The sequence below is a fragment of the Metapseudomonas cellulosilytica genome, from assembly GCF_049334135.1.
In the GTDB taxonomy this organism is placed as follows: Bacteria; Pseudomonadota; Gammaproteobacteria; order Pseudomonadales; family Pseudomonadaceae; genus Metapseudomonas.
The window spans coordinates 214,862-222,840 of the sequence record NZ_JBHZGN010000010.1 but is presented as its reverse complement, the minus strand read 5'-3'; the positions used below and the strand labels follow the sequence as shown (position 1 = coordinate 222,840).

Sequence of the window (7,979 nt, the reverse complement as noted above, 5' to 3'; positions counted from 1 at the left end):
TCATTCGCCAAGCAGGCCGAAGGTCTGCCCCTGGAAGTTCGAGCAGGGCACGATATCCCTCACCCCCCGGCCCCTCTCCCGGAGGGAGAGGGGTGACTCGCGCCGGCGCCGCACTGCCTCTGGGCACCACCCTGTAGGGGCGAATTCATTCGCCAAGCAGGCCGAAGGGCTGCCCCTGGAAGTTCGAGCAGGGCACGATATCCCTCATCCGAACGCGGCCCGCCCCGGCCCCTCTCCCGGAGGTAGAGGGGTGACTTGCGCCGGCGCCGCACTGCCACTGGGCACCACCCTGTAGGGGCGAATTCATTCGCCAAGCAGGCCGCAGGCCTGCCCGACGATCCTTTGGCGATAAGTCAGTGAAGCTTCAGCCGCGGGTCCGTGCTGCGGCCAATCCGGTCGCTGAGCATCAGCAGGAAGGTACGGAATCCGCCGTAGAGCGCCATCTGGTGCATGCGGTAGAGCGAGATGTAGAACATCCGCGCCAGCCAGCCTTCCAGCTTCACGCTGCCCATCAGGTTGCCCATCAGATTGCCTACCGCGCTGAAGCTCGACAGCGAGATCAGCGAGCCGTAATCCTGGTACTGGTAGTCCGGCAGGGGCTGACCCTGCAGGCGCAGTTTGAACGACTTGACCAGCAGCGATGCCTGTTGATGCGCGGCCTGGGCCCGCGGCGGGACGTTGCGTTCGCTGCCGTCGCCAAGGGGGCAGGCGGCGCAGTCGCCGAAGGCGAAGATGTCGTCATCGCGGGTGGTCTGCAGGGTCGGGCGCACCACCAATTGATTGATGCGGTTGCTTTCCAGGCCGTCGAGGTCCTTGAGGAAGGCCGGGGCGCGAATGCCGGCGGCCCAGACCTTGAGGCTCGCGGGAATGGTCTCACCCTGGGCGGTGAGCAGGCCGTCCACGGTCACTTCCTTCACCGCCGCACCGGTCATGACCTTCACGCCGAGCTGCTCCAGGGTGCGGTGCACCGGGGCGCTGATGCGTTCGGGCAGGGCCGGGAGCACGCGCGGGCCGGCCTCGATCAGGGTGATGCGCATGTTCTCCGGCTGGATGCTGTCCAGGCCATAGGCGGCCAGTTCATGGGCCGCGTGGTGCAGTTCGGCGGCCAGCTCGACACCGGTGGCGCCGGCGCCGACGATGGCGACGCTGATCTGGTCGCTGGCGTTCTGCTGGGCATGGGCGCGCAGGTAGTGGCTGAGCAGTTGGCGGTGGAAGCGCTCGGCCTGCTCGCGGGTGTCGAGGAAGATGCAGTGCTGCGCCGCGCCTTCGGTGCCGAAGTCGTTGGTGGTGCTGCCGACCGCCAGGACCAGGCTGTCGTAGGCCAGCTCACGCGCCGGCACCAGTTCGCGGCCTTCCTCGTCATGGGTGGCGGCGAGCTGGATGACCTTGCGTTTGCGGTCCAGCCCGCTCATGCGGCCGAGCTGGAACTCGAAGTGGTTCCACTTGGCCTGGGCCACGTAGTTCAGCTCGTTCTCCGTGGAGTTGAGCGAACCGGCGGCCACTTCATGCAGCAGGGGCTTCCAGATATGGGTGAGGTTGGCGTCGGCCAGGACGATCTTGGCCAGGCCTTTCTTGCCGAGGGTTCTACCCAGACGGGTAGCGAGCTCCAGGCCGCCGGCGCCGCCGCCGACGATCACGATGCGATGGGACATGGGAAGGTCTCACAAGGCTATAGGAATTCTTGTTCGCCGAGGGCGAGCGCAGGAGGCAGCTCATAGCACCAGTCGGCTCAGGAGGCGGCTGAGGATGCCCAGGGCGATCACCACTGCCAGCGTTATCCACAGCAGGCGCCATGGGCGGAACGGCTGGCGTTCCACCTGGTGCTGCGGGAGGTTCAGGTACTGGTCGACCTTCTGCTGGTCTTCGGGCGTCAGACGGCTGGACATGGGAGCCTCGACTTTGGAATGACGGGCATTCTAGCTGGCGAATTCACGGGGGCTCAACGCGTGGCAGGGGAAAATTGCATGGGCGTGGCTACAGGCCGATCCCCACGTCGAACAGAATGGTGCGGCCGAGGTTGTTGCGCAGGAAGTCCGGGGCGTCTCGATGGGCGAACAGGACCCGGGCGAAGTTCGGCCCCACCAGTGACAGCGAGCGCCACCCCTGGCGCAGGTATTCGGTCGGTGGTGGAAAAGGGCTGTTGAAGTCCGGGGTCGCGCGCTTGAGGTTGACGAATGCCAGCAGGTCGAGATCGCCCAGCTCGAGGCCGCGTTCGCCATAGTTGCGCGCCTTCTTGCGCAGCGTCGGCGCCAGGCGGGCCTGAAGCTCGGCGGCGGGTATGCGTCTCGGGCGGCTTTCCCGGCGCACCAGTTGCGCGAGGGAGAAGGCGCTGCGGCGGCGCTCCAGCTCGGCGCGCCATTCCTCGTTGAGGCGGCGGCCTTCGTCGAGGACAAAGAAGACCTCGAAGTTGGCTTCGCGGAATTGCACGTCCGGCGGCTCCTGGCCGGTGCTGAAATCCTCGAGGCGATAGGACAGGTTGAGCGCTTGCAGGAGCCGTTGGCAGACCCAGCGCTCACGTTCCCACTTGCGCGCGTTCGACAGGAAGTCGTTGGCTTGCTCGGCCTGCCGCGTGAGCAGGCGCAGGTAGTCGGACTCGTTCATGTTCCGCAGCTTAGCCCTGCGGCCCGGGCTCTGGGTACCCCCGGCGACTCTGCGGCGGTGCCGTCGCGACAAATGCGCGCAGGTTGCCGCTGACCACCGCGGTGTAAACTCCCAGAACTTGCCGGGAGCCCACCATGCGCATTCGCCCGATCACCGCTGCCGATCACATCCACCTGCAAGACCTCTGGCGCCGCACGCCGGGCATCCGCCTGCGTGCGGAGGACGAACTGGAACCCTTCTGCGCCTACTTGCAGCGCAATCCCGACCTCTGCCTGCTGCTCGAGGACGATCGCGGCCATGTGGCGGGCAGCCTGCTGGTCGGGCATGACGGGCGCCGGGGCTACCTGCAGCACCTGGTGGTCGACTCGCCGTTCCGCGGCAAGGGCTGGGCCAAGGCATTGCTGCAGGAGGCGCTGCGTCGCCTGGCCCAACTGGGTATCCGCAAGTCCCATGTATTCGTGCTCGAGGATGCGCCCGAGGCGCTGGCCTTCTGGCAGATGCAGCGGGGCTGGTCGGAGCGTGAGGACATTCGGGTCTACTCGACCACTGGAGACTGAATCGATGCGGATCTGCCTTGGGTTGATGCTTTGCCTGCTGGCGACGGTGAGCCAGGCGCTGGAAGTCGGCGAGCGCCTCGCCCCCTGGACCCTGCTGGACCAGTACGAGCAGCCCTATAGCCTGGACGACCAGTTGCAGCTGCTGCTGGTGGCTCGTGACATGGACGGCGCCAAGTTGGTCAAGGCGGCGCTCGAAGGCCAGCCCAAGGGCTACCTCGAAGGGCGTCGCGCCATGTTCCTGGCCGACATCAGCCGCATGCCGGCGCTGGTCTCCAGGCTCTTCGCCGTTCCCGCCATGCGCGACTACAACTACCGGGTCCTGCTGGACCGTGAATCCCGCGTCGCCAGCCGCTATCCCGGCCAGGCATCGCAAGTGCTCTGGCTGCGGCTCGATCACGGCAAGCTCGCGGAACAGCGGGAATTCTCCGACGCCGCGGCCCTGCGTGCCGCGCTGGAGTCCCTGGCGCCGTGATCGCTGCTGAACTCCTCTCCACGGAATCACTGACTCTCGGCTGGGCTATCTATCTACCCGTGCTGGCCTGGGCCATCTGGCGTGCGCCCTGGGTCGAGCTGTTCAGCGATTTCCGTCGCCAGCACCTGCTGTTCGGCACCGTGCTGGCACTCTTCCTGCTCTGGCTGATGCGCCGGGACTTCGCTTCGGGCCTGTCCTATCACCTCATCGGCATGACCGCGGTCACCCTGTTGCTCGACTGGCCCCTGGCCGTGCTGGGCGGCCTGACGGCACAGTTGGGCCTGCTGGCGCTGGGCAAGCAGGACCTGTCGGCCCTGGGCGTCAACGGCGCGCTGCTGGTGCTGTTGCCGGTGCTGGTCACCGAGTTGTGCGCCAAGTGGGTGGAGCATTACCAACCGCGCAACCTGTTCGTGTACATCTTCTGCTGCGGCTTCTTTCCCGCTGCCCTGGCCGCCTTGCTCTGCGTTCTTATCGGGCTCGGGGTGCTGTGGGTGGACGGCGTTTTCCCGATGCCGCCCTGGCTGGAGGACTTCATCGGCTACCTCTGGCTGGTGATGTTCCCCGAAGCCTTCATCAACGGCACCGCCGTGACCGCCCTGGTGGTGTTCTGCCCCGAGTGGCTGGAAACCTTCAACCGCACCCGTTACCTCCAGGCGCCCTGGAAGGACGACGATTCCCGCTGATGGACGGGGATTCATCCGCTCGATCCCGCCCCCGGACCTGACCTGGGTCAACTATCGTGGGGCGTCGCTCACTAGTGTGTAGGGTGGATGTCGCTTTTTACATCCACCAGCAGGGCTCGGCCGAACCCCGAAAGGTGGACCGGTGAAGCGTGGTCCACCCTACGCCCAGGCGGGAATCCGCGCGTAGGGTGGATGTCGCTTTTTACATCCACCAGCAGGGCTCGGCCGAACCCCGAAAGGTGGACCGGTGAAGCGTGGTCCACCCTACGCCCGGGCGGGAATCCGTGTGTAGGGTGGATGTCGCTTTCTACATCCACCAGCAGGGCCCGGCCGAACCCCGAAAGGTGGACCGGTGAAGCGTGGTCCACCCTACGCCTGGGCGGGAATCCGTGCGTATCTTCTATCCACCGCAACCATGGAGCAGACGGAATGAGCATTCACAATTGGGCGAGAACCGCTCTTGAGCAGAACCTGGAAGCCGCGAAGGCGGGTGGCTTCACCGAAGAGCTGGCATTGCGTGCCTTGCTGAGCGCGGTGGTCGAACGCAGCGCAGCGCTGCGTTCAGCGGAAGACCTGGCGCAGGAACTGACCTTTCTCGCCGACAACCTCGACGCGGAGTGCGATTACAGCTTCATGCGCCCTTGAGCGCTGATGCTGGGAGCGCCTTATGTAGGGTGTGCTGTGCGCACCAGGAAGCCACTCGTAAACACCCGGTGCGCACAGCGCACCCTACGAATTCCTTCTTTCCCCGGTAAATGGCCACAACAGCAATCAATGCTCGCGCGGCGGCAGTTCGCCGGAGAACAGGTCGTCTTCCAGATCGTTGCCGGGGATCGCATGCTCCTCGGCGGCCCAGGCGCCCAGGTCGATCAGCTTGCAGCGTTCGGAACAGAAGGGGCGGGAGGGGCTTTGCGGGCCCCATTCCACCGGAGCGCCGCAGGTCGGGCACTCCACAGTGACGGGTTGGCTCATGGCTGGCCTCCTCGCAGGGTCAGGTAGAAGTTGTGCAGGCGCTCTACCTCGGCACGCAGCCAGTTCAGGTCGCGGTCGTTGAGCAGTACGTCGTGGGCGTGCTTCAGTCGCTCTTCGCGGCTGGCCTGTACCTTCAATATGGCTTGGACCTGCTCTTCGGGTACTTTGTCCCGCTGCATGGTGCGCTGGATCTGCACGGTTTCCGGGGCGTCCACCAGCAATACGCGCTGGGTGAAGCGGTACTGGCCGGACTCGATCAGCAGCGGCGAGACGAGGATGGCATAGGGGGATTCGGCCTTCGCCAGGTACTGGCTGATTTCCTGGCCGATCAGCGGGTGCAGCAGGCTTTCCAGCCAGCGGCGCTCGTCCGGGTTATCGAAGATGCGCTGGCGCAGGGCGGCGCGGTCCAACTGGCCGTCGGCCTGCAATACCGCGCTGCCGAAGTGCTCGGCGATCTTCGCCAGGGCCGGGCGGCCGGGTTCCACCACCCAGCGCGCGGCTTGGTCGGCATCCACCAGGTGCACGCCAAGATCGCTGAAATGGGCGGCGACGGCGCTCTTGCCGCTGCCGATGCCGCCCGTAAGGCCAAGAATCCAGGGTTTGTTCATTTGAATCCGGCGAACTGCAGATAGGTCGCCGTTATTTGATCACCCCAGAGCAGCGCAATCCAGCCGGCAATCGCAAGGTAGGGGCCGAAGGGGATGGGCGTGGCGGTGTCCTTGTTGCGCAGGCGCAGCATGATCACCCCCAGCACCGCGCCCACCAGGGACGACAGCAGGATGGTCAGCGGCAGCACCTGCCAGCCGCCCCAGGCGCCGAGCATCGCCAGCAGCTTGAAGTCGCCATGGCCCATGCCTTCCTTGCCGGTCACCAGCTTGAACAGCCAGTACACCGACCACAGGCTCATATAACCGGCCACCGCGCCCCAGAGTGCGTGATCGAGGCTGGTGAACAGATCCTGGCTATTGAGAATCAGGCCCAGCCAGAGCAGCGGCAGCACCAGCGCATCGGGCAGCAGCTGGTGGTCGACGTCGATCATGCTCATCGCCAGCAGGCCCCAGGTCAGCAGCAGGAAGGCGCCAGCCTGCCAGCCAAAGCCGAAATGCCAGGCCACATAGGCCGAGAGCAGGCCGCAGGCCAGTTCCACCAGCGGGTAGCGCTTGCTGATGGGAGCCTTGCAGGCCGAGCACTTGCCGCCCAGGGCCAGGTAGCTGACCACCGGGATATTTTCCCAGGCGCGGATTTCATGGCTGCAGTGGGGGCAGCGGGAATTCGGCAGCACCAGGTTGAACACCGGCCCCTTGGGCTCTTCCGGCAGGCTCAGGGCCTCCCGCGCCTGCTCCTGCCAGTCGCGGAACATCATCTGCGGCAGGCGGTAAATCACTACATTGAGGAAACTGCCCAGCAACAGGCCAAGCAGCAGGGCGAGCAAAACAAAGGCCAGCGCGTGGCTGGCCAGGAAGTCGATCAAATTCATCCGACGACGTTGCCGAGTTGGAAGATGGGCAGGTACATGGCGATGATCAGGCCGCCGACCAGTACCCCGAGTACGGCCATGATCATGGGTTCCATCAGGGCGGTGAGGCTGTCGACGGCGTTGTCCACCTCCGCCTCGTAAAAGCTGGCGACCTTGTCGAGCATATCGTCCAGGGCCCCGGACTCCTCGCCAATGGCGGTCATCTGCACGGCCATGGCGGGGAAAACGCCGGTGGTACGCATGGAGAAGTTCAGCTGCATGCCGGTAGAGACATCCTGCTTGACTTTGTTTACCGCATTCTTGAACACCACGTTGCCGCTGGCACCTGCCACCGAGTCTAGTGCGTCCACCAGCGGCACGCCGGCGGCGAACGTAGTTGCCAGGGTTCGGGCGAAGCGTGCAACCGCGGCCTTGTAGAGAATATTCCCGACGATGGGCAGCTTGAGCACGGCTCGATCGGTCCAATCCCGAAACTTCTGCGATTTCAGGTGCGTTTGTTGCACCGCAAAGCCAAAGGCGAACAATCCAAGCAGGACGATAAACCACCACTTCTGAAGTACTTCGGAAATGCCGATCACCATCAGGGTAAAGGCTGGCAGTTCGGCGCCGAAGCTGGCGAACACCGACTGGAATTGAGGCACTACCTTGATCAGCAAAATGGCCGAAACGATGATGGCAACTAATACTACGGCAATGGGGTAGTTCATGGCCTTCTTGATTTTGGCCTTCAGTGCCTCGGTCTTCTCCTTGTAGGTGGCAATACGATCCAGCAAGGTTTCCAGGGCACCAGCCTGCTCGCCCGAGTCCACCAGGTTGCAGTAGAGCTCGTCGAAATATTCAGGCTTCTTGCGCAGGGAGTTGGCTAGGCTGTTGCCGGCGGACACCTCCTGCTTCACCTCATCCACCAGCTTGCGCATGGCGGGCTTCTCGAAACCCTCGCCGATGATGTCGAAGGACTGCATCAAAGGAACGCCGGCCTTCATCATGGTGGCCATCTGGCGGGTGAAGAGAGCGATATCCAGTGGCTTGATCGTCTGCCCTGCGCTCAACAGGGGCGCCGACTTCTTGCGTACCTTGGTCGGGTTGATGCCCTGCTTGCGCAACTGGGCCTTGACCAGGGCCGGGTTCTGCCCCGAGATCTCGCCCCTGACCTTGGATCCTTTCTTGTCTGTGCCTTCCCAGGCGAAGGTACTGTTTTTCAGCGCTTTTGCCGCCAT

General features: G+C 64.5%; 11 protein-coding genes. 4 read left to right on the top strand and 7 right to left on the bottom strand.

The annotated features are described in order from the left end of the window. Nucleotides 1–353: 353 nt before the first annotated feature. The 3 genes from ACFW0H_RS15195 to ACFW0H_RS15185 form a co-directional block, all read right to left on the bottom strand. On the bottom strand, nucleotides 354–1,652 hold the full coding sequence (locus ACFW0H_RS15195; RefSeq protein ID WP_422914709.1) for an NAD(P)/FAD-dependent oxidoreductase: 1,299 nt from the start codon (nucleotides 1,650–1,652) through the stop codon (nucleotides 354–356). 60 nt (nucleotides 1,653–1,712) lie between these two features. Continuing rightward, entirely contained in the window at nucleotides 1,713–1,886 is a 174-nt protein-coding gene (locus tag ACFW0H_RS15190) for a DUF3094 family protein (protein WP_422914708.1), read from the bottom strand. Nucleotides 1,887–1,974: 88 nt separating this feature from the next. Next, nucleotides 1,975–2,601, bottom strand: coding sequence for a DUF1780 domain-containing protein (locus ACFW0H_RS15185; RefSeq protein WP_422914707.1), 627 nt, complete (start codon nucleotides 2,599–2,601; stop codon nucleotides 1,975–1,977). A gap of 134 nt (nucleotides 2,602–2,735) precedes the next feature. On the opposite strand from ACFW0H_RS15185, the gene ACFW0H_RS15180 reads away from it, so the two are divergent. The 4 genes from ACFW0H_RS15180 to ACFW0H_RS15165 all read left to right on the top strand — a co-directional run bounded on the left by ACFW0H_RS15180 (nucleotide 2,736) and on the right by ACFW0H_RS15165 (nucleotide 4,958). Beyond that, nucleotides 2,736–3,158 (top strand): GNAT family N-acetyltransferase, encoded by a 423-nt coding sequence (locus tag ACFW0H_RS15180; RefSeq protein WP_422914706.1) that lies wholly within the window; start codon nucleotides 2,736–2,738, stop codon nucleotides 3,156–3,158. A 4-nt stretch (nucleotides 3,159–3,162) separates the two neighbouring features. After that, nucleotides 3,163–3,630 carry an FAD/FMN-containing dehydrogenase gene (locus tag ACFW0H_RS15175; RefSeq protein WP_422914705.1) on the top strand — a complete coding sequence of 156 codons (468 nt, stop codon included), beginning with the start codon at nucleotides 3,163–3,165 and terminating at the stop codon, nucleotides 3,628–3,630. Then, nucleotides 3,627–4,313 carry an energy-coupling factor ABC transporter permease gene (locus ACFW0H_RS15170; protein ID WP_422914704.1) on the top strand — a complete coding sequence of 229 codons (687 nt, stop codon included), beginning with the start codon at nucleotides 3,627–3,629 and terminating at the stop codon, nucleotides 4,311–4,313. The genes ACFW0H_RS15175 and ACFW0H_RS15170 overlap by 4 nt, the downstream gene beginning before the upstream one ends. A 429-nt stretch (nucleotides 4,314–4,742) precedes the next feature. Next, nucleotides 4,743–4,958: a hypothetical protein gene (locus ACFW0H_RS15165; protein ID WP_422914703.1), complete on the top strand. Its 216-nt coding sequence runs from the start codon at nucleotides 4,743–4,745 to the stop codon at nucleotides 4,956–4,958. 126 nt (nucleotides 4,959–5,084) lie between these two features. Here ACFW0H_RS15165 and yacG read toward each other — a convergent pair whose 3' ends face one another. From yacG to ACFW0H_RS15145, 4 genes are read right to left on the bottom strand one after another with little or no spacing between them, the layout of a single operon-like run. After that, a complete protein-coding gene (gene yacG / locus ACFW0H_RS15160) occupies nucleotides 5,085–5,285 on the bottom strand; it encodes a DNA gyrase inhibitor YacG (protein ID WP_422914702.1) in 201 nt (66 codons plus the stop codon). Then, a complete protein-coding gene (gene coaE / locus ACFW0H_RS15155) occupies nucleotides 5,282–5,893 on the bottom strand; it encodes a dephospho-CoA kinase (RefSeq protein ID WP_422914701.1) in 612 nt (203 codons plus the stop codon). The genes yacG and coaE overlap by 4 nt, the downstream gene beginning before the upstream one ends. After that, nucleotides 5,890–6,762, bottom strand: a complete 873-nt coding sequence (locus ACFW0H_RS15150) for a prepilin peptidase (protein ID WP_422914700.1) — start codon at nucleotides 6,760–6,762, stop codon at nucleotides 5,890–5,892. The genes coaE and ACFW0H_RS15150 overlap by 4 nt, the downstream gene beginning before the upstream one ends. Then, a complete protein-coding gene (locus ACFW0H_RS15145) occupies nucleotides 6,759–7,979 on the bottom strand; it encodes a type II secretion system F family protein (protein WP_422914699.1) in 1,221 nt (406 codons plus the stop codon). The genes ACFW0H_RS15150 and ACFW0H_RS15145 overlap by 4 nt, the downstream gene beginning before the upstream one ends.